The sequence below is a fragment of the Nocardia sp. NBC_01388 genome (genome assembly GCF_045040085.1).
Lineage (GTDB): Bacteria > Actinomycetota > Actinomycetes > Mycobacteriales > Mycobacteriaceae > Nocardia.
The window spans coordinates 2,498,665-2,518,016 of record NZ_CP109553.1; the positions used below are offsets into that span (position 1 = coordinate 2,498,665).

The following is a 19,352-nucleotide window of genomic DNA, read 5'->3' on the forward strand; positions in this document are numbered from 1 at the left end:
GGCACCAGAGTGCACCGCTATTGGCAGAGTGTCAACAAGCGGTCAGCTCTCACCAGCCCGCGCATGGTTGACCTCCGCGAATGTGGTGAACATCGGCGTGTCCGGATCGGCCACAATCGCCTGGCGGCGCAGGAAACCGTCGATCAGACCCCACACCAGCTCGGTGGCCTGGCCGATGAACTCCTGCGTCTGCGCCGCGGTCGGGGTGTCGGAATCCGACAGCCACAGATCGGTGATCGCCACCACCGCACCGACCAGGGCGCGCGAGAGATAGTCCAGGCCGTCGGTGTTCAGCGGCACAGCCTCGGCGACCGAACGGGAAATCTTCGTCAACCGCCCCGCCGCCTCACGGCCCAGATCCAGTTGCAGCACACCGTTTCCGGACTGCTGCAGCACCGGCGCCTGACCCAGGAAGCGGAAGACGTTGGGATGCTCCAGGATTCCGTGGGCGTACTCGGTGAATATCCGGCGCAGCGCCGCACGCGGCGGTTGCAGCATGAGCGTCATATCGCCACCGGCCGCCGAAAACGCCTGGCGCGCCATACGATCGGCGATCTCGGTGAACAGATCACCCTTATCGGCGAACTGCCGATACAGCCGGGGCTTGGTGATGCGGGCCTCGCGGGCGATGTCCTCCATGCTCGGGCGCGGGCCGTCCCGATCGATCACCCGGATCGCCGCGTCCACGATGTCGTCGCGGGTCACTGTCCGCGGGGCCGCCCCGGCACTCATACGAACCACGGCCAGGAGCCTACACGTACCGGCGGTACGCGTCACAGGCTTCGATTCGAGACCGGAAAAATGCTTGTTACCGGTGGGTCAAGTGATGGAGACCACAACCAAGGTCAACTGCCCGGCATTGCTTTCACCTGAAACGTACTGCCAGTATCGTTAGGCGTACCGGCAGTACGAACCCGTGGCGCAGAGGGAAGCCCCGGGCGCGGAACCCCGTCGAACGTGACACCGAACCGGAAAGAACCCGATGTCAGAAGCAGCAAGCCACCTCAGCGACACCCTGCGGGCCCCGCTCCCCGACGCCTTCGACCGGCTCACCGACGCCGACCACACCGAACTCGACCGGCTCCTGCAGCAGGCCATGACGCGCCGCCGCGCCAACCTCGACGCCGCCATCGGATCCTCCCTCGACTTCGTGCCGCGCCTCATGCGCCCGGCCGTCAAGAAAGCACTGGGCTTGTGAGCGAACATCTCGTAGCCGTCGCCGAAACCACCAAACTCGCACGCATTCTCGGCCTCACGGACCCCACCGAACTCGACTTCCTCGTCGACCTGCCGCCCGCGGCCATCCGCGAATTCCGCGAACGTGTCACCGACCGGCTCTTCGACCGAGACACCAAGCGGCTCAAGGGTGTTGCCGCCGGAGCCAAACTCGTACCCGTCGCCATCAGCGCCAAAGTCGCCGAACGCGCCTTCGGACCCGTGCTGTGCGCCGCCGTGGCCAGCGCCGTCGACCCGGGCAAGGCCATCGACATCGCCAAATCACTGCCCGCGTCGTTCCTCGCCGAAATCGCTGTGCAGCTCGACCCGCGCCGCACAGCCGCCATCATCTCCGCCGTCCCGCCGCGCATGGTCGTGGACGCCGCGCGCGAACTGCTCGCCGTCGGTGACCACATCACCATGGGCCGCTTCGTCCACGTCGTCCCCGAACCCGCACTGCGCGCCGCCGCACCCGTCATGAGCGACGTCGACCTGCTGCGCATCGCCTTCCTGCTCGAAGACAAATCCGCCATCGACAATGTGCTGCACATCGTCTCCGACCGGGTGCCCGGCGTCATCCGCGCCGCCGCCGAACAGAGCATGTGGGCCGAAGGCATCGACCTGCTCGACTCCATCGCACCGCACAATCGCGCCTGGATCGGCAATATCACCGCAAGCCTCGGCCCCGACGTCCTCGACGCCCTCGTCCAGGCCGTCTACGAACTCGACGCCTGGACCACCCTGCTACCCATCACCAGCGCCATGAGCCACGACAGCCTGCGCCTGTTCGCCGAACGACCCGCGGTACACGCCGAACCCGTCCTCGCGGCCGTCATGGACACCGCACTCGACGGCGGGCACTGGCTCAACCTGCTACCCCTCGCCGCACACCTGCCCGATGCGCAACTCGCCTTCATCGCCGCCCGCGTAGCCGCGAAACCCGATGAGCGCCTTGGCGAATTGGTCCGCGAAGCCGATACCGCCGGACTGTGGGACGCACTCATCCCGCTCGCCCTGGCCATGACCGACGACAACCGCCGCCGCATGGCCGCACTGCCCGTCATGCAGGACCCGGACGTCCTGCGAGCCGTCATCACCAGCACCACCGAACACGACCTGTGGGCACAGGCACTGCCGCTGGTCGACGCACTACCGGACGCGGTGAAACCGGTACTCGCGAGCACCATCGGTGACCTCACCCGCGACCAACTGCTCGCCGCGGTCCTCACCGCCTCGCGCAGCGACAATATCCACACCCTCGTCGATATCGCCCTCGCCCAGGACCAGGCCGGCCGCGCCCGCGTGCTCGAACTCATCGACGGCATGGACGACGTCGAAGAATTCCTCGCCGCCCTCACCACCGAAACCCCCGATGTGGTGTGGCACGCACTCATCGAAGTCCGCGCCGAAATCCCCGCCGGACTGCTCGGCCTGCTGGCCGGGCGCGCCCGCGAACTCGACCGCGACGACGACGCCGAAAGGCTCGAACCCGTCGGCGCGACAGCCGAATAGCGCACACGCACCATCCCCACGCGGGGCCCGGCCGCATTTCAGCGGCCGGGCCCCGCGTCACCCTTGCACCGGCCCCCGGCTCAGGTCACAGCCCCCGACGGCCCGGACCCGCCTGCCGCGATGAGAGAATGACTCGGTCAACCGCCGCACGCACGAAGGATCCCCGCACCCCCCGATGGTCGAGCACAGCACGCAGCAAGCACCCGAATCCCCGGCCATCGCCCCCGACGAGCTGGCGATCTGCCTCCGGGTACTCGAACAGGCGGCGCAGCTCGACAAAGAGCACCCCGATTCGATGACCGTGCAGCGCGCCGTCGGGCACATGTTCAAAAAGCTCAAGCAGCGGCGGCGAATCCAAGCCCGCGACACCATCTCCGAGGCCGACCGTGCGGTCATCGCGGCCACGGCCACCGGATCACCCAGCCGGATCGACGACGAGACCGCCGGAATCCCCATCAGCTCCAGCGTCAGCGGTGTCGCCACCGCGGGAACGCTGCTGCGAGCCCGGCCCTGCTACATCTGCAAGCAGAAGTACACGCAGGTCGACGCCTTCTACCACCAACTGTGCCCCGAATGCGCGGCACGCAGCCACGCCAAGCGCGATGCGCGGACCGACCTCACAGGTAAGCGCGCACTGCTGACCGGTGGACGCGCCAAGATCGGCATGTACATCGCGCTGCGGCTGCTGCGCGATGGTGCGCACACCACCATCACCACCCGATTCCCCAACGACGCCATCCGCCGTTTCGCCGCGCAGCCCGACAGCGCCGACTGGCTGCACCGGGTCCGCGTGGTCGGCATCGATCTGCGCGACCCCGCACAGGTGCTCGCCCTCGCCGATGATGTTGCCGCACAAGGTCCGCTCGACATCCTGATCAACAATGCCGCGCAGACCGTGCGGCGCTCGGCAGGCTCGTACAGCGCGCTCATCGACGCCGAATCCGGGCCGCTGCCCGCCGGTGAACTGCCGGAGGTCATCACCTTCGGCAAGACGATGCAGGCACATCCGACCGCACTCACCGCATCCCTCACCCCCAGCCTGACCGCAGCCGATATCACCGATCTGGCCCTGCTCGCGGGTTCGGCTACGCCCGAACGCATTTCGCAGGGTGTGGCCATCGACGCCGGCGGGCTGGTGCCGGATCTGGCGCATACCAACAGCTGGGTGCAGACCGTCGGTGAGGTCGATGCGACCGAGCTGCTCGAAGTGCAGCTGTGCAATTCCACGGCACCGTTCATTCTCATCTCACGACTGCGGCCCGCCATGGCCGCTGCCGCCGGACGGCGCAAGTACGTGGTCAATGTGTCCGCCATGGAGGGTGTCTTCGGCCGGGCATACAAGGGTGCCGGCCATCCGCACACCAATATGGCGAAGGCCGCGCTGAATATGTTGACACGCACCAGCGCTCGCGAAATGTACGAAGCCGACGGCATTCTCATGACCGCGGTCGATACCGGATGGATCACCGACGAGCGCCCGCATTACACCAAGATCCGCCTCGCCGAGGAGGGCTTCCACGCTCCCCTCGATCTCGTCGACGGCGCGGCCCGGGTGTACGACCCGATCGTCCGCGGCGAAAGCGGCGATGACGTCCACGGCGTCTTCCTCAAGGACTACAAGCCTTCCGACTGGTGACGCGGAGGGGCCGCGGCTCGGCCCCTCTCCTCTTGGCTGCCTTTTGAATTTCTAAATAGTGAGGTCCAGGTTGCTGTGGCGGCTGCAAAAGTTGTATACATAGTTGAATGCGCATATCTACGTACAGATATATGTTCAGTCACAACTGCCCTGGACTTGGATGTCCCTGCATGGTCGACGCGCCGCCCTTGCGCTAGGCATCGGCCATCAAGCCGTCCCGCAGCTGCTCCCCCACCCCCTGCTGGTCTTTCGCGTGCGGTCAAACCCCCGGCTCACCTACATAGATGCGCATATCTACGTCCACATATGGCCTTCACTCCCCCGCGCACCTTCCCATCGCCCCTATCCTGGAGCTATGCAGTACCGGCTCCTCGCCGATGCCACCGCGATCGTGCACTTCCTCTTTGTGGCCTATGTCGTCGTGGGCGGCTTCATCGCCTGGCGATGGCCGCACACCATCTGGCTGCACATCCTTGCCTTCGCATGGGGATTCAGCACGGTGCTGTTCGGATTCGAGTGCCCGCTGACGGATCTGGAGAACTGGTCGCGGCATCGGGCCGGCGAGGCCGGGTTGCCGTCGACCGGATTCATCGATCACTACATCACCGGCGTCCTGTATCCACGCAGCGCCCTGGATCTGGTCCGGGTGCTGGTTGCCGTCTGCGTGCTCGCCTCCTGGGTCGGGTTCTGGTTCCGAGCCTCGCATCGCCGATACGGTCGGGCCGTCAGGTAGGCGGCCACCATGGGCACGTTTACGCAGGTAGAGACATCATTCTGTCCTCTCGCGGGCTGAGGGCACCAGCCTCGATGGGCGGTGATCCGGAGTTAGGGATCACCGCCGCGAGCCCCGGATTCGGGATACGGAGGCGTCGCGGATCGCCGGCGCGCCGGAGGCGTTCCGTCCGTCCTGTACCGTTCGGTCCGGCCTGTTCGGCGCTGTCTTGGCAACTTCTTGGCAAGATGGAAACCGTATCTGAACTGGCCGAACAGAGACTCCTTGGCAACCCGGCTCGCCCGTCTCAACCACCGAGTGGATGGGTCGAATCCGCACAAGACCAACACCCCCACGATCGGCAAAGCCACAGCCGGGTGCCACGCGAGCAATACCCGGCGAATAGCCGACGGTGGAGACCGCGGTGCCGCACCAGATCTGGGGCCCGGGTAGGAGCCGACCGAGCGCTGTCCGGGAGTTCCCGGTGTTCTTCCAGGAGCGCCGGATCGTCCTGCGCGGCAAAAACTTCCTGACCGGCGAGCAGCGCCTAGCAGCTCTTTACGGCCCGAGGCCCCGCACCGGAAGCACCCGGAGCGGGGCCTCATCCATAACTGGGATCAGCCCAAATTCCGGCTCGTCACGCAGAAAACGGTCACGTGCGGGATGCCCAACCCTCGTCCGAAGACGCCGTCTACCAGCGGATACGCACCAGATCCGCTTATGGCCACTCGCGGCTCAACGCCAACCGGTTGCCGTCTGAAGGGCAAGGCTGCTGAGCGCGAGGACCAGGCCTAGTGCGCCGCCGAACAGTAGGGGGCGGGGACCGGTGGCGCGGATCTGCTGCCAGGTGAGCGAGGTGCCGATGGCGGCCAGCACGGAGGCGATCAGCCAGGCGCTGAGGTGACTCAGTGCCGCGGACCAGGAGTCCGGCACCGCACCGAGGCCGGCGATGACCGATGCTGCGAGGAAGAAGGCGACGAAGAGTGGGAAGCTTTGGCGGAGTGGGGCTTTAGCGGAGTGTTCGCGTCGGCTGAAGTGCAGTCCCAGGCACATCGGAACGATCATCAGGCTGCGGATCAGTTTGACGATCACCGCGAAATGGGCTGCGGCCGGGCCGAAGATGACGCCTGCCGCCAGGACAGAGGAGGTGTCATTGATCGCGGTGCCCGCCCAGAGGCCGAAGGCCTCCTGAGAGAGGCCGAGTAGGCGACCGAGAGGCGGATAGGCCAGTACCGCAACGATATTGAAGATGAAGATGGTGCCCAGCGCATAGGCGACTCGTTGTTTGTCGGGTTTCATCACGGTCGTCGCGGCGGCAATCGCGGAGGCGCCGCAGATCGTGGTGCCGACCGCGACGAGAATCGCCGATTCCCGATCCAGTGCGAGCATTCGGCCGATGACGACCGCGGCGATGGCACCGACGATCAGTGTTCCTACCAGGACTACGGCGGTGCGGCGGCCGACCGTCAGCACCGATCCGACCGGTAGGCCGAGCCCGAGGAGCACGATGGCCACGCCGAGGACGTGCTTGCGCGTGAGTGCCGTCCCACTCGCGAAAATTCCTGTCTCAGCACAGGATCGGCGGGCGAGGGTGCCGAGGATGGCACCACCGAGCAGGGCGATGATCGGGGCGCCGACCATCGGCAGTTTCGCGCCGATCAGGGTGGCGGCGGTGGCGAGAGCGGCCACCAGGAGGAGGCCGGGGATATTACGGCGAAGCCAGATCATCTCCTCACGATCGCGGTGGGGCGGCTGAGCCGGTAGCCGCCAGTGCGGTAGGACCTCATAAGCGGCGCTGAGTAGTGGGGCCGGCCACTCGGGGTGCCGTTGAGCCGGGATCGGCTCATAATGTGCCGCTATGACCCTGCCGCCCGGAATGCCCGATCTGGATGTCCTAGATCTGCTGGTCTCCGTTGCGGAGTTCGCCAGCCTCGGTGCGGCCGCCCGGCAGCACGGAATCACTCAGCCTGCGGCGAGCATGCGAATCAGCGCGCTGGAGCGGCGATTACGGTTGCGGCTGATCGATCGCAGCCCGACCGGTTCCCAGCTGACCGACGCGGGCAGGGCGGTCCTCGCCCAGGCCCTACCGGTGCTGGCGGCGGCCCGATCGTTCGTCGAGGGGGTGAGCGCACTGCACGCCGCCGACGTCTCGCGGCTGCGGGTCGCTGCGTCGAAAACCATTGCCGATCACCGGATTCCGCAGTGGCTCGAGGCCTTGCACACCGCCTGTCCCGAGGTGACCGTCGCGTTGGAGGTGGAGAACACCCGGCAGGTGGAGGTGCTCGTCCGCAGTGGTGCGGCCGATCTCGGATTCGTCGAGGGCCCGCATTCTCCGCCCGGTCTCGGTAGCCGGGTGATCAGTGCGGACGAGCTGGTGGTGGTCGTCTCGCCGTCGCATGAGTGGGCGAATCGGCGAAAGGCGGTGACACTGCGTGAACTCGCCAATACCGCCCTGCTGTGGCGTGAACCCGGATCGGGGACACGGGAGACCGTATGGGAGGCGCTCAGCGCGGAATGTGAACCGGCCGCGCCGGCAGCCGAACTCGGCTCCGCTATCGCCATCAACGCAGCCGCTTGCCACGGGGTCGCGCCGGCGGTCTTGAGCCGGCTGATCGCCGCGCCGATGCTGTCGACCGGCGCCCTCGTCGAGGTGCGGCTGGCCGTGCCGGTGGCGCTGACCCGCAAGTTCCGAGTGATCTGGCGCAGGCAGTCCCCACCGTCGGGGCCGGCCGATTTTCTGGTCGAAATTGCGCTGCGCGTGGAGTCCGCAAGCCCGAACAACTGGTGATACTCCGATCTTGTGCGGAATTCGCGCAGGTAGAGGACTTTCGACCCGGTTCGTAACTGGCGTAACCAGTCGGTAATTGCGCGAAGCGTCGCACGTAACGCGCTGTTCCGAACATTTGCCACATGACAGGCAGAACGTATCCGGCCCGGGCGGTGGCCCAGGATCCGAACACCGGCAGGCGTTCCGCACCGGCGCGCCGCATTAGAGACATCCTGCGAGCACGAATTCGCAGCGGCATCTACGGCAATCGCCCGTTGCCGTCGGAATCGCAACTGGCGGCCGACTTCGACACCAGCCGCAATATCGTGCGTGACGCTTTGGCCCTGCTACGCGATGAGGGCCTCGTCGACCGGGTACCGGGTGCGGGCACCTTCGTGGTATCGGACAAAGCGGTGCAGGGGCTGGATCGGTTGCGCGGCTTGGCCGAAACCTTCGAGACCGGTAGCGATCGTGTCGTCAATCGGGTGCTGCTCGCCGAGGTCGTCCCCGCGACACCCATTGTCGCCGAGCGACTCGAACTCGAACCCGCGACACCTGTGGTGGCGCTGGAACGGATCCGCTATCTCGACGGGATTCCGCTCTCGCTGGACGCTAGCTACCTCACCGCCGATGTCGGCGCACCGCTGCTGGCACTGGATCTGACCGGATGCGACGTATTCGGCCTGCTGGAAACCGAGCTCGGTCTCCCGCTCGGTTCCGCCGTCGTCTCCATCGAGGCCGTCGCCGCGGATCCGACGGTCGCCGGACTACTCGAGATTCGCTCCGGCGCGCCGCTGCTGTTCTTGGAACGGCTCACCTACACCGACTCCGGACGGCCCATCGACCTGGAATACGTCCGCTATCGCGGGGACCGGTTCTCGCTGTCCGGCCGACTCGACCGCATACCGGTCGCACCGAATCGCGGTGCGGCGCAACCGAAGGAAAGGGGCTGATCTCCGATGCCAATGGATATCCCACCGGCCGCACAACGCCGGGAACTGAGCTGCGATGTGCTCGTCGTCGGGGGCGGCACCGCAGGCACCATGGCCGCGCTCACCGCGGCCCGGCACGGCGCGAACGTACTGCTGCTGGAGAAGGCGCATGTGCGGCACTCCGGCGCCCTGGCCATGGGTATGGACGGGGTCAATAACGCGGTGGTGCCGGGTAAGGCCAGCCCGGAGGACTACGTCGCCGATATCACCGTCGCCAATGACGGAATCGTCAACCAGCGCACCGTGTATCAGACCGCGACCCGCGGGTTCGAGATGGTGCAGCGACTGGAGAGTTACGGCGTCAAGTTCGAGAAGGACGAGCACGCGGAGTACGCCGTGCGCAAGGTGCACCGGTCCGGCAGCTATGTGCTGCCCATGCCGGAGGGCCGCGATGTGAAGAAGGTGCTCTATCGCACGCTACGGGCTCGCGATGTACGCGCCAAGGTGACCATCAGTAATCGGGTGATGCCGGTGCGGGTGCTCACGGTCGCGGGACGAGCGGTCGGTGCGGTCGGATTCGATACGCGTACAGGGGAATTCGTCACCATCTCGGCCGGCTCGGTCATTCTGGCCACCGGGGCGTGCGGGCGACTGGGACTGCCCGCCAGTGGTTATCTGTACGGCACCTACGAGAATCCGACAAACGCCGGTGACGGCTATGCGATGGCGTATCACGCCGGCGCCGAACTCTCGGGTATCGAATGCTTCCAGATCAACCCGCTCATCAAGGATTACAACGGCCCCGCGTGCGCGTATGTCGCGAATCCGTTCGGCGGCTATCAGGTCAATGCCGAGGGCAATCGGTTCGTCGATTGCGACTACTGGTCCGGGCAGATGATGGCGGAGGTCAAACGCGAACTCGACAGTGCGCGCGGGCCCATCTATCTGAAGCTGAGTCATCTGCCGGACGCGACAATCCAGCAGATCGAAGGCATTCTGCACACCACCGAGCGGCCCACCCGCGGCACCTTCCACGCCGGGCGCGGCACCGACTACCGGACCCACGATATCGAAATGCATATCTCCGAGATCGGTTTGTGCAGTGGGCATTCCGCGTCGGGGGTGTGGGTCGACGAGCATGCCGCGACCACGGTCCCCGGCCTGTACGCGGCGGGCGATATGGCGCTGGTTCCGCACAATTACATGATCGGCGCCTTCGTCTACGGCGATATCGCGGGCGAGAGCGCGAGCGAATATGCCAGGGGCGCGACGCATCCCGAACTGCCCGAAGACCAGATCGAGGCCGCGCACGCGCTCATCTACCGGCCGCTGAGCAATCCGGACGGTCCGCCGCAGCAACAGGTCGAGTACAAGCTGCGCCGTTTCGTGAACGACTATCTGCAGCCACCCAAGACGCAGAGTTATCTCACCCTCGGGCTGGAGGCGTTCGAGCGCATGCGGGGTGATATCTCGCAGATGGGTGGGCAGACCCCGCACGAGCTGATGCGATGCGCGGAGGTCACCTTCATCCGGGACTGCGCTGAAATGGCAGCGCGAGCCTCATTGCGGCGCACCGAAAGTCGCTGGGGCCTCTATCACCAGCGCTCGGACTGGCCGCAGTCCAATGACGCCGAATGGTTCTGCCATCTCAATCTCCTGCGGGGCGAGTCGGGGGCGATGGAATTCACCACGCGGCCGGTCGCGCCGTACATCGTGCCGGTACCGGGGTTCGTGCGGCCCGACGGCGTCGCCGATGTCGCCGCACCGGAACTGGTCGGCGCTTGGGGTGGACGGTGAGTACCAGATTGCTCCAGCTGATGGACCTGGCCGAGGAGTGGCCGGAGCTCGATGAGCTGCGGCCGTACCTGACCGATGCGGATCCGGAGGTACGACGTACCGCGCTCTCGGTGCTCAGTGAGACCACCGAGGAGTGGGCGGCGGCCTCGCCGCTCATCGCGGCGGGGCTGGCCGATGCCGATGTGACGGTGCGCCATGCCGCCATCGGGCTGCTGACCGAACTGCTCGAGGTGCTGATACCCGGGCCGGAATTCGATGCGGCACTGCGGGGTTGCGTCACCGCCCCCGAGCCCGCGGTGCGGTCCGCCGCGATCGAGGCGCTGTGGCGGCATCGCCGCAGTAATGCCGCGGAGCTGGCCGGCTGGTTCGCCGATCCGAATATCGAGGTGCGCAGCAGGGTGGTCGGCGGATTCACCTCGATCGACGCCCTGGCCGAACTCGACACCGCGGCAGGCGATCCCGCGCCACTCATACGCATCGCCGTCGCGAAGGGCATTGCGGCGGTCGGTGATCCACGTGGCGCGGCCACCCTGATCGGCTTGGCGTCGGACACCGATCTCCTGGTCCGCGCCGCCGCGTTCACCGCCCTCGCCCACACCGGCTGTGACGACGAGGCGGCGGCCGTCGCCGCGGCCGCCATGGCCGACCCGGCCTGGCAGGTACGTCAGAGCGCGGCCATCGCGCTGTCGGTCACCGATCCGGAAACCGCTGCCCCGCACCTGATTCCCGCTGTCACCGATGAGAACCTCGATGTCCGCAAGGCCGCCGTCCGCGCGCTGGCCGAGCGCATCGCCGCACATCCCGAGGTCGCCGCCGCCCTCCAATCCGCCCTGGAGGATCCGGACGCCGATGTCCGCGCCTTCGCCCGCATAGGCATTGTCAACTCTCGAAAGGAAAACTGATGGCCCAGGTCAACGCACGAATCGATGTTCCGGTCACCGTCGACGAAACCAAATGCATAGACGGCTGCACGCTGTGCGTCGATATGTGCCCGCTGGATTCGCTGGCGATCCACCCCGACTCCGGCAAGGCGTACATGCACGTCGACGAATGCTGGTACTGCGGGCCGTGCGCCGCGCGCTGCCCGGTCGGCGCCGTGACCGTCGATATCCCGTACCTGCTGCGCTGAAAACGGTTGAAGGACATCACGATGAGGACATTGCGCATCAGCAGGGCGCTGGCCCTGCTGCTCGGCGCGGCGACTGCCGCGACCGCCATCACCGGCTGCGGTGCGAGCGGAGACGGCAAGACCGTCACCATCAATATCGGCTACCAGTCCAAGACCATCAATACCGTCACCGCCGGGACGCTGCTGCGTGACCGCGGCACCTTCGAAGCCAAACTTGCCGAAATCGGTAAAGCCAAGGGCATTACGTACAAGGTCGAGTGGAAGGATTTCGCCGCCGGTCCCCCACTGACGGCGCAGATGCTGGCCGGGCAGGTCGATATCGGTTCGATGGGCGACGCCCCGATTCTGGTCAACGGCGCCAAGACTCACGACCACGAGGACGTCCGAACCGAGCTCGTGGCCGTCACCGGTTACAACCTGCGCGGTTCGCTCAATCAAGTGGTGGTGCCGATGAATTCGCCCGCCGCCACACTTGCGGATTTGCGCGGCAAGGTGGTGTCCACCAGTATCGGCTCGGCCGCGCACGGCATGCTCTCCACCGGACTCGCGGGCGCCGGCCTCACCCTGGACGATGTGAAGCTGCTCGGCCAGGATCCGGCGGTCGGCGCATCCGCACTGCAGGGCGGTCAGGTTTCGGCGCTGGCGCAGTTCGTGCCCTGGCCGGAGAAAATGATCTTCGATGGCAAGGCCAGGCTGCTCTATGACGGTGGCAGCGCGAACATTCCGACCTTCCACGCCGTCGTCGCCGGTAAGCGGTTCGACACGAACAATCCCGATATCGTGAACGCGTTCCTGTCCGCACAGCGCGAGACCGCCGACTACCTCAACCACAATCCGCTCGCCGCGGCCGAGCGGGTCGCCGAAATCACCGGTATCCCAGCGGAAGTCATATACCTCTACAACGGCCCCAATGGGATGGTGAACTTCGATTCGACCATCAAGCCGCAACTGGTCGACGCGCTCGGAAAACTGCAGCCATTTTTGAAGGGCCTCGGCGCCCTCGGGGATCTGAACCTCGGTGATTTCGTGAACGACAAATATGTTCGCGCACTGTATGGCTCGGACTATGAGACCCAACGGGCATCGACCACCGCGCCGGACCCATTGACCGGGATCGACTCGGTCTGCGGTGGCGCGGTGGACAATCCGGCGACCGCGTCGGAGGTGTGGTTCAAGGGTGAGAAGACCACGCAGGTGGCAAGGACACCCGCCTGCCTGTTGCGTCTGATCGCCGCACACAGCGGCGATACCCGCGCCGCCTACGTCCCCGATACCGCCTCGGGCACCCGTACCTTCGCCGCCACCGCGACCTGGGTGAACGATCCGGCCGGCGGACCGGACGAACGGCTGCGACCGTTCGCGGTCAAGGCCGACGCCCAGGCCTATTCGGGCAGCCACGCCGGCAGCGCTGTTCTCGACTACCAGGCGGCCCTGGTCGCCAGATAAGTGCGACCGCACCGATAGCTCTCAGGAGGCTCGACATGACGGTTTCCGCGGAACCGATTTCCCTCATCCCGACGACATCTTCCGAACCGGAGACGACACCGCGATCACCGCGGCGGTCGGTCCGCATCCCGCTCCCGGGAGGACTGCGCTCGGCACTGCTGACCGCCGCACCGCTGACCGGGCTGGTACTGCTGTGGTACCTGCTCACCGCCAATCACGTGGTGTTCTGGCTGCGTTTCGACAAAATACCCTCGCCCGCGGACGTTTTCGACTCCTTCCGCATCCAGCTCGGCACACACGCCTACTACAGCAACCTCCTCTCCAGCATGCGGCGGATCCTGATCGGGTTCGGCCTGGCCACCGTCGCGGGCGTGCTCACCGGCATGGCGATCGGACGGTCCGCCATGGTGAGCGCACTGGTCCGGCCGGTACTCGAGGTATTCCGGCCGATCCCGGCAATCGCCCTGGTGCCCTTGGCGATTCTGCTGTTCCCGACCGGGGAGCAGGGCATTGTGTTCATCACCTTCTTCGCCGCCTTCTTCCCGGTCGCGGTCAGCACCATCCATGCCATGCACGCACTGCCGAAAGTGTGGGAGGAGGCCGCACGCACGCTGGGTGCGCGGCGGTGGGAAGTCCTGTTCCATATCGCGCTACCGGGAGCGTTGCCCGGGATCTTCTCCGGGCTGTCGGTAGCCATGGGTGTCGCGTGGATCTGCGTCATCAGCGCGGAGATGATCTCCGGGCAGTTCGGCATCGGGTACTTCACCTGGCAGTGCTACGGGCTGCTCGACTATCCGGGCGTCGTGGTCGGCATGCTCTCCATCGGGGTGCTCGGCTGGGCCACTGCCTGGCTCGTCGAAGCGGCCGGGCACCGGGTCAACCGCTGGCTGCCGCGGGCCGTGCGATGAGTACCGGAGCAGCCGTGCGGCTGCACGGACTTCGTATCGCCTACGGCGAAAGCCTCACCGCGGAAGTCGATCTCGAGGTCGCCCCCGGCGAGATCGTAGTCTTGCTCGGCCCGTCCGGCTGCGGCAAATCCACCATTCTGCGGGCTATGGCCGGATTGCTCGAACCGGTCGGCGGCACCGCGGAAATCGACGGCGGCAGCGGTGAGCAGTGCGCGATGGTCTTCCAGGAGGACGCACTGCTGCCCTGGCGCAGCGCCCGCAAGAACGTCGAATTCGCCTTGAAGCTGCGTGGTGTGCCCCGCCCCCGCCGCCGGGCCGAGGCATTGGACCTACTGCATCAAGTCGGCCTCGACGGCTTCGCCGAGCACCTGCCGGGGGCCCTCTCCGGCGGTATGCGTCAGCGCGTCCAACTGGCGCGCACGCTGGCCACCGAACCCCGGGTCCTGCTCATGGACGAACCGTTCGGGGCGCTGGACGCCCAGACCCGGGCCGATATGCAACGCCTGCTCATCACCGTCTGGCAGCAGCACAAGACGACGGTCCTGTTCGTCACCCACGACGTCGACGAAGCCCTGCTGTTGGCCGATCGAATCGTCTTGCTGACCCCGCGCCCGGCGCGGATTCAGCGAATTGTGACAATCGACAATCCGCGTGCGCCCGGAGCCCGATTCGAACCCGAATTCGCCCGCCGCCGTTACGAAATCCTGGCCGCCCTCGGCGACACCGCCGAACTCGTGGCCACAACCACCGAGGAAGCATCATGACTTTCGTCATCGGCGCCGCCTGTGTCGACATCATGGATCGAGCCTGCGTCGAAGAGTGCCCGGTCGACTGCATTTACACCGGCGGCCGCATGGCCTACATCCATCCCACCGAATGCGTCGACTGCGGGGCCTGTGAACCCGTCTGCCCGGTCGAGGCCATCTACCTCGACACCGACATCCCGGCCGGGCAAGAGCAATTCGTGGCGGAGAATGCCCGATTCTTCGATGAGGCGCTACCGGGGCGCACCGAGGCGCTCGGATCTCCGGGCAGCGCTACACAAGTGGGCGAGATCGGCGTGGATACCGGCTTCGTACAGGCGTATCAGCCATGACCAGCTCGAAACACGCACTGCGCGTGGCTATCATCGGCGCCGGGCCGGCAGGCATCTACGCCGCCGACGCACTTATGAAATCCGATGCCGATGTCTCCATCGACCTGTACGAGCGAATGCCCGCACCGTTCGGGCTGATTCGCTACGGCGTCGCACCGGATCATCCGCGCATCAAGGGGATCATCACCGCACTGCACAAGGTCCTGGATCGGCCGCAGGTCCGGCTCCTGGGCAATATCGACTATGGCACCGACATCACCCTGGACGATCTGCGCACCTTCTATGACTCGGTGATCTTCTCCACCGGAGCGAATGCCGACAGGGCACTGGATATTCCGGGCATCGACCTGGACGGCTGCTATGGCGCCGCCGACTTCGTGTCCTGGTACGACGGTCATCCCGATGTGCCGCGCACCTGGCCGCTGGACGCGGAGCGGGTCGCGGTGATCGGAGTCGGGAACGTCGCCTTGGATGTGGCACGGATGCTCGCGAAGACCGGCGACGAACTGCTGCCGACCGAGATCCCGCCCAATGTCTACGCCGGATTGCGCACCAACAAGGCAGCGGAGGTGCATGTCTTCGGCCGCCGCGGACCCGCGCAGGCCAAGTTCACGCCCCTGGAGCTCCGCGAACTCGACCACTCACCCACCATCGAGGTCATCGTCGACCCCGAGGACATCGACTACGACGCCGGTTCGGAGACCGCACGGCGACAGTCCAAACAAGTGGACATGATTTCGAACACGCTGGAGCAGTGGGCCATTCGTGATCCCGGGGATCGGCCGCACAAGTTGTTCCTGCACTTCTTCGAATCACCGGCCGAGGTACTCGGAGCGGACGGCCGGGTCACAGGCCTGCGCACTGAACGCACCCGGCTCGACGGCACCGGCAATGTCGAAAGCACCGGAGCATACCGGGACTGGCCGGTCACCGCGGTCTATCGAGCCGTCGGCTATCTGTCACAACCGATCCCCGAGCTGCCCTTCGATGATCGTGCGGGCGTGGTGCCGAACGAGTCGGGCCGCGTACTGACCGACGAGGATGCGCACGGCAGCGCACGGTACCTGCCGGGCGTGTACGTCACCGGCTGGATCAAACGTGGCCCGATCGGACTCATCGGCCACACCAGGGGCGATGCCAACGAGACCGTCGCCTGTCTGCTCGACGACCGCGAAACACTGGCAGCCGCAGTCGATCCCGATCCAGATTCGGTGACAGCGTTCCTCGCGGCCAAGGGTGTTCCATTCACGACGTGGCAGGGCTGGTACCGCCTGGACGCCTACGAACGAGAGCTCGGCGCATGCGAAGGCCGGGAGCGCGTCAAGGTCGTCGAGCGCACCGACATGGTGGTGGCGAGCCTCGGCAGGCACTGAAAGCCCTCGGCGCGCACCGCATTCTCACCGTCACGAAAGGCGGGTCACCCATGCTCACCTCGGCACAACTTGTCACCATCGACCAGGTCCGCCAGGCGCTCAGTCTGGTGGAGGACCCCGAAATCCACCGTCCCCTCACCGAACTCGACATGGTCGGCGCCATTACCATAGAGCCCGGCGGAGCCATCGGCGTGCAGATCCTGCTCACCGTGGCCGCATGCCCGTTGCGCGAGCGGATCACCAGCGATATCCGAGCCGCGATACTGGCCATCGAGGGAACCACCACGGTCACCATCGAATTCGGCGTCATGACCGACGAGCAGCGGACCGCGCTGCGCAAGAAGGTCAGCGGCGACGAACCATCGATCCCCTTCGCGCAACCCGGCTCATCCACCCGTGTCTACTGCGTCGTCTCGGGCAAGGGCGGTGTCGGAAAGTCCAGCGTCACAGTCAACCTGGCCGCCGCGCTCGCCGCACGGAACCTCCGCGTCGGCATCCTCGACGCGGACATCCACGGCCACTCGATCCCCGCCATGCTCGGCCTCCGGGCCGGTCCCACCCAGGTGGATCGAATGCTCATGCCACCCAGCGCGCACGGCATCAAGGTCATCTCCATGGGCATGTTCGTCGATAACAACGAACCCGTCGTCTGGCGCGGACCGATGCTGCACCGAGCCCTGCGGCAATTTCTCACCGACGTGTTCTGGGGCGACCTGGATGTATTACTCGTCGACCTCCCACCCGGCACCGGCGACATCGCGATCTCACTGGCCCAAATGCTGCCCACCGCAGAACTTCTCGTCGTCACGACGCCGCAGCACACCGCCGCCCAGATAGCCGAAAGGGCCGGCGCCGTAGCCGCCCAGACCAAACAGCACGTGGTCGGCGTTATTGAGAACATGTCCTGGTACGACGCCCCCGACGGCACTCGCCGAACACCGTTCGGCGCGGGCGGCGGCACCCTGGTGAGCCAACGCCTGTCCGACCGCCTGAGCGCGGATTGTCCACTCCTGGGCCGCATTCCCTTCGACCCCGAATTCTCCGCTGCGAGCGACCACGGCTCCCCGATAGTCCTCTCGGCTCCGAAATCCCCCGCCGCGACCGTCTTCCACGATATCGCCCGCGCACTCACCCCCGCACCGCGCGGCCTCGTGGGAGTGCGGCTTACCGTGACACCCCGCTGATCGACTTCCATCGATCGGGATGCCGAGGACTAGCGGACGATCGCCAATCGAACCATCGGCGTGGTGACAGTCGTATCGAGGTCAGCACGGGTAAGTCCGGTCTTCTTCGAGGTTTCCGTGCCGCGTACGCCGGCCAGATCATCGAGGGCGTCGTCGATGAGCAGTGCGCAGCTGCCGCAGTGCATGCCGTCGACCAGGAAAACATAGGTAGTCATAGGAATTGGGCCTTTCAGACAATGGTGATGATGCCGGTGTACATACCCATGCCGCAGGCGTAGTCCATGCGGCCGGGTTGCAGGACAGCGAGGTTGATGTGGGTCTCGCCGGTGGCGGGCAGGGTCGGTGGTTGCCGGCGCGGACGAAGCATGTGATGTCGGTGGGACTGCCCGGCGGGGTTGATGATGGGCGGGTTTTTGCCGCGGTGGTTGGCGGGGGTGCACGATGTCGGGAAGTTGTCGCCGGCGTTCGCCTGCCAGGTGCCGGCGCTGGCTGATCGGATGCACCTGTGCGGGTTGCGGATCGGCTCCGTTCCCGCGAATCGTCGGACCTTGCCGCATGGCCTGCCCGGGCAGGTGGCGCTGGAGCGATTTCTGCGGCAGCGCGGATGGCCAGTGAAGATCGCACGGTCGTATTCGATCGTTGTCGGCAGTCATCACGGCCGCCCACCCTCGGGTACAGAATCCGATGCCGCACCGTTTCTGGGTTCGCTGCTCGGTGAGCGTACGTGGGAGCGCAGCCGTGAGGAACTGTTGTGCCATGTCACCGAATCGGTTGGCGCACTGGAGCGTTTGCCGCATTGACAGACAGTCCGGTTGCCGTTGGCGACCCAGGTGCTGTTGACGGCCGCCGTGATCGTGTCGGATTAGATCGCCAGTAGCCAGGACCTGTTTCCCCTTGACAGTGCTCGTGTCTCGGATTCTTTTGCCACCCAGGCATGGGCACAGTTGGGCCTACCTGACCCCTGGGTGCCGTCAGCGGGCCTCAGCCGCGGACCCGCCTTGTCATTGGTGTCGCCACAACGGTGTCCGCGCTCGTCGGCGGGTCTCTGAGCAAGGAGGTCGAGAAGAGGATCTGTTGCCGCTCGAAGGTTCTGGTGCCATCGACGTGGGGACACCAAGCGTGCGCCACCGACGCGGACGCCTGCCCTGCGAACCCGATGAACGCCGCCGCGACAGAACCGCCGATCACCGTGGTGGCCTCGAGTGCATTCATTGTGTTAGCCCCTTCGTCTGCAACAAGATCAGCGTGCGGGGACGGCACCAACGAAACCTTGCAGACGGCTTATCGGCGGGTTCATCCTCGGATGCAAAAGCCCCGGTAGGAATGTGCATTCCCCCGCAGCGGTGACGCCTACTTCTCCTCATCACTGTCGGGGCGCGGCTCGACCTGGTACGACCGTGCCAGTTTGTTCAGGTCAGGTTGTTTCGTCTTCGCGGCGCTATGTGTCGACGACCTGGATTCGGTTTCAGGTTCGAGGGACGGCGGTGCCGGTTCTGCCAGCGGGGCAGCTTCTGCGCGGCTCCGGCGGCGCATCAGGCGCCCGAACTTGGTGCGGATCGAGTCGATCGCTGCGCGTGTTCCCTCGTTCCTGGCCATCCAGATGCCGCATCACGATCGAGGTCTCGTACAACTGCGGCACCTCGAA

General features: G+C 66.0%; 19 protein-coding genes and 1 pseudogene. 15 read left to right on the plus strand and 5 right to left on the minus strand.

Going from position 1 to position 19,352, the window contains the following annotated elements:
• Positions 1-42: 42 nt before the first annotated feature.
• A complete protein-coding gene (locus OG716_RS12185) occupies positions 43-732 on the minus strand; it encodes a TetR/AcrR family transcriptional regulator (protein ID WP_405139647.1) in 690 nt (229 codons plus the stop codon).
• Positions 733-982: 250 nt separating this feature from the next.
• Here OG716_RS12185 and OG716_RS12190 point away from each other — a divergent pair, with 250 nt between their 5' ends.
• From OG716_RS12190 to OG716_RS12205, 4 genes are all read left to right on the plus strand, one after another.
• Positions 983-1,198 (plus strand): hypothetical protein, encoded by a 216-nt coding sequence (locus OG716_RS12190; protein WP_405137741.1) that lies wholly within the window; start codon positions 983-985, stop codon positions 1,196-1,198.
• Positions 1,195-2,727, plus strand: coding sequence for a hypothetical protein (locus tag OG716_RS12195; RefSeq protein WP_405137742.1), 1,533 nt, complete (start codon positions 1,195-1,197; stop codon positions 2,725-2,727). The genes OG716_RS12190 and OG716_RS12195 overlap by 4 nt, the downstream gene beginning before the upstream one ends.
• A gap of 175 nt (positions 2,728-2,902) precedes the next feature.
• Positions 2,903-4,363 (plus strand): SDR family NAD(P)-dependent oxidoreductase, encoded by a 1,461-nt coding sequence (locus OG716_RS12200; protein ID WP_405137743.1) that lies wholly within the window; start codon positions 2,903-2,905, stop codon positions 4,361-4,363.
• Positions 4,364-4,718: 355 nt separating this feature from the next.
• Positions 4,719-5,096, plus strand: a complete 378-nt coding sequence (locus OG716_RS12205) for a DUF2784 domain-containing protein (RefSeq protein WP_405137744.1) — start codon at positions 4,719-4,721, stop codon at positions 5,094-5,096.
• A gap of 714 nt (positions 5,097-5,810) precedes the next feature.
• Here the strand turns inward: OG716_RS12205 and OG716_RS12210 are convergent.
• Positions 5,811-6,803 (minus strand): YeiH family protein, encoded by a 993-nt coding sequence (locus OG716_RS12210; protein ID WP_405137745.1) that lies wholly within the window; start codon positions 6,801-6,803, stop codon positions 5,811-5,813.
• A 130-nt stretch (positions 6,804-6,933) separates the two neighbouring features.
• Between OG716_RS12210 and OG716_RS12215 the strand changes: the two genes are divergently transcribed.
• The 10 genes and pseudogenes from OG716_RS12215 (at position 6,934) to OG716_RS12260 (ending at position 17,707) form a co-directional block, all read left to right on the plus strand.
• Positions 6,934-7,863 carry a LysR family transcriptional regulator gene (locus tag OG716_RS12215; RefSeq protein ID WP_405137746.1) on the plus strand — a complete coding sequence of 310 codons (930 nt, stop codon included), beginning with the start codon at positions 6,934-6,936 and terminating at the stop codon, positions 7,861-7,863.
• A gap of 122 nt (positions 7,864-7,985) precedes the next feature.
• Positions 7,986-8,795 (plus strand): GntR family transcriptional regulator, encoded by an 810-nt coding sequence (locus OG716_RS12220; RefSeq protein WP_405137747.1) that lies wholly within the window; start codon positions 7,986-7,988, stop codon positions 8,793-8,795.
• A 12-nt stretch (positions 8,796-8,807) separates the two neighbouring features.
• Positions 8,808-11,473, plus strand: a pseudogene (locus OG716_RS12225) (fumarate reductase/succinate dehydrogenase flavoprotein subunit).
• Positions 11,473-11,700: a ferredoxin family protein gene (locus OG716_RS12230; protein ID WP_405137748.1), complete on the plus strand. Its 228-nt coding sequence runs from the start codon at positions 11,473-11,475 to the stop codon at positions 11,698-11,700. The pseudogene OG716_RS12225 and the gene OG716_RS12230 overlap by 1 nt, the downstream one beginning before the upstream one ends.
• A 21-nt stretch (positions 11,701-11,721) precedes the next feature.
• Positions 11,722-13,146, plus strand: a complete 1,425-nt coding sequence (locus OG716_RS12235) for an ABC transporter substrate-binding protein (protein WP_405137749.1) — start codon at positions 11,722-11,724, stop codon at positions 13,144-13,146.
• A gap of 35 nt (positions 13,147-13,181) precedes the next feature.
• Positions 13,182-14,054: an ABC transporter permease gene (locus OG716_RS12240; RefSeq protein WP_405137750.1), complete on the plus strand. Its 873-nt coding sequence runs from the start codon at positions 13,182-13,184 to the stop codon at positions 14,052-14,054.
• Positions 14,051-14,818, plus strand: coding sequence for an ABC transporter ATP-binding protein (locus OG716_RS12245; protein ID WP_405137751.1), 768 nt, complete (start codon positions 14,051-14,053; stop codon positions 14,816-14,818). The genes OG716_RS12240 and OG716_RS12245 overlap by 4 nt, the downstream gene beginning before the upstream one ends.
• The gene (gene fdxA, locus OG716_RS12250; protein WP_405137752.1) at positions 14,815-15,150 is read left to right on the plus strand and encodes a ferredoxin; all 336 of its coding nucleotides are present in this window, start codon (positions 14,815-14,817) and stop codon (positions 15,148-15,150) included. The genes OG716_RS12245 and fdxA overlap by 4 nt, the downstream gene beginning before the upstream one ends.
• A complete protein-coding gene (locus tag OG716_RS12255; RefSeq protein WP_405137753.1) occupies positions 15,147-16,523 on the plus strand; it encodes an FAD-dependent oxidoreductase in 1,377 nt (458 codons plus the stop codon). The genes fdxA and OG716_RS12255 overlap by 4 nt, the downstream gene beginning before the upstream one ends.
• Before the next feature lie 50 nt (positions 16,524-16,573).
• Positions 16,574-17,707 (plus strand): Mrp/NBP35 family ATP-binding protein, encoded by a 1,134-nt coding sequence (locus OG716_RS12260; RefSeq protein WP_405137754.1) that lies wholly within the window; start codon positions 16,574-16,576, stop codon positions 17,705-17,707.
• Positions 17,708-17,736: 29 nt separating this feature from the next.
• Here the strand turns inward: OG716_RS12260 and OG716_RS12265 are convergent, their stop codons facing one another.
• The gene (locus OG716_RS12265) at positions 17,737-17,922 is read right to left on the minus strand and encodes a cation transporter (protein WP_405137755.1); all 186 of its coding nucleotides are present in this window, start codon (positions 17,920-17,922) and stop codon (positions 17,737-17,739) included.
• A 14-nt stretch (positions 17,923-17,936) separates the two neighbouring features.
• Positions 17,937-18,074 (minus strand): hypothetical protein, encoded by a 138-nt coding sequence (locus tag OG716_RS12270; protein ID WP_405137756.1) that lies wholly within the window; start codon positions 18,072-18,074, stop codon positions 17,937-17,939.
• Positions 18,075-18,108: 34 nt separating this feature from the next.
• On the opposite strand from OG716_RS12270, the gene OG716_RS12275 reads away from it, so the two are divergent.
• Entirely contained in the window at positions 18,109-18,507 is a 399-nt protein-coding gene (locus tag OG716_RS12275; RefSeq protein ID WP_405137757.1) for an HD domain-containing protein, read from the plus strand.
• 181 nt (positions 18,508-18,688) lie between these two features.
• Here OG716_RS12275 and OG716_RS12280 read toward each other — a convergent pair whose 3' ends face one another.
• Complete coding sequence (locus tag OG716_RS12280) at positions 18,689-18,919, minus strand: hypothetical protein (RefSeq protein ID WP_405137758.1); 231 nt, start codon at positions 18,917-18,919, stop codon at positions 18,689-18,691.
• Positions 18,920-19,352: the final 433 nt, after the last annotated feature.

Coding starts and splice junctions, on each gene's coding strand:
- OG716_RS12265 (WP_405137755.1), bottom strand. CDS start 17,922: ATGACTACCTATGTTTTCCTGGTCGACGGCATGCACTGCGGCAGCTGC.
- OG716_RS12260 (WP_405137754.1), top strand. CDS start 16,574: ATGCTCACCTCGGCACAACTTGTCACCATCGACCAGGTCCGCCAGGCG.
- OG716_RS12210 (WP_405137745.1), bottom strand. CDS start 6,803: ATGATCTGGCTTCGCCGTAATATCCCCGGCCTCCTCCTGGTGGCCGCT.
- OG716_RS12215 (WP_405137746.1), top strand. CDS start 6,934: ATGACCCTGCCGCCCGGAATGCCCGATCTGGATGTCCTAGATCTGCTG.
- fdxA (WP_405137752.1), top strand. CDS start 14,815: ATGACTTTCGTCATCGGCGCCGCCTGTGTCGACATCATGGATCGAGCC.
- OG716_RS12220 (WP_405137747.1), top strand. CDS start 7,986: ATGACAGGCAGAACGTATCCGGCCCGGGCGGTGGCCCAGGATCCGAAC.
- OG716_RS12280 (WP_405137758.1), bottom strand. CDS start 18,919: ATGAATGCACTCGAGGCCACCACGGTGATCGGCGGTTCTGTCGCGGCG.
- OG716_RS12190 (WP_405137741.1), top strand. CDS start 983: ATGTCAGAAGCAGCAAGCCACCTCAGCGACACCCTGCGGGCCCCGCTC.
- OG716_RS12200 (WP_405137743.1), top strand. CDS start 2,903: ATGGTCGAGCACAGCACGCAGCAAGCACCCGAATCCCCGGCCATCGCC.
- OG716_RS12240 (WP_405137750.1), top strand. CDS start 13,182: ATGACGGTTTCCGCGGAACCGATTTCCCTCATCCCGACGACATCTTCC.
- OG716_RS12270 (WP_405137756.1), bottom strand. CDS start 18,074: ATGCTTCGTCCGCGCCGGCAACCACCGACCCTGCCCGCCACCGGCGAG.
- OG716_RS12205 (WP_405137744.1), top strand. CDS start 4,719: ATGCAGTACCGGCTCCTCGCCGATGCCACCGCGATCGTGCACTTCCTC.
- OG716_RS12185 (WP_405139647.1), bottom strand. CDS start 732: ATGAGTGCCGGGGCGGCCCCGCGGACAGTGACCCGCGACGACATCGTG.
- OG716_RS12235 (WP_405137749.1), top strand. CDS start 11,722: ATGAGGACATTGCGCATCAGCAGGGCGCTGGCCCTGCTGCTCGGCGCG.
- OG716_RS12255 (WP_405137753.1), top strand. CDS start 15,147: ATGACCAGCTCGAAACACGCACTGCGCGTGGCTATCATCGGCGCCGGG.
- OG716_RS12245 (WP_405137751.1), top strand. CDS start 14,051: ATGAGTACCGGAGCAGCCGTGCGGCTGCACGGACTTCGTATCGCCTAC.
- OG716_RS12275 (WP_405137757.1), top strand. CDS start 18,109: ATGGGCGGGTTTTTGCCGCGGTGGTTGGCGGGGGTGCACGATGTCGGG.
- OG716_RS12230 (WP_405137748.1), top strand. CDS start 11,473: ATGGCCCAGGTCAACGCACGAATCGATGTTCCGGTCACCGTCGACGAA.